1 protein-coding gene is annotated in these 401 nt (G+C 69.3%); it reads right to left on the minus strand.

The genetic code is table 11. The annotated features are described in order from the left end of the window. On the minus strand, positions 1–401 hold a 401-nt coding region (locus tag ASG00_RS16170; RefSeq protein WP_442922566.1), incomplete at both ends, for an HAD-IC family P-type ATPase.

Genomic DNA, 401 nt, shown 5'->3' on the forward strand with positions numbered 1-401 from the left:
CGTTCGCGAGCGAGAAGGTGGTCAGTGCGCCGCGCGTGATGAGCAGCTGCTTGCCGATGCGCACGATATCGATCAGCTTCGTCGGGTCGGAGTCGAGGTCGACCATGTTGCCGGCCTCCTTCGCCGCCGACGTGCCCGTGTTCATCGCCACGCCGACATCGGCCTGCGCGAGTGCGGGGGCGTCGTTCGTGCCGTCGCCGGTCATCGCGACGAGCCGCCCGCCCTCCTGCTCCTTCTTGATCAGCGCGAGCTTGTCCTCCGGGGTCGCCTCGGCGAGGAAGTCGTCGACCCCCGCCTCCGCGGCGATCGCCTTCGCCGTCAGCGGGTTGTCGCCCGTGATCATGACGGTGCGGATGCCCATCGCCCGCAGCTCGGCGAACCGCTCCTTCAGGCCGTCCTTC

The sequence above is a fragment of the Microbacterium sp. Leaf351 genome (assembly GCF_001423825.1).
GTDB lineage: Bacteria > Actinomycetota > Actinomycetes > Actinomycetales > Microbacteriaceae > Microbacterium > Microbacterium ginsengisoli.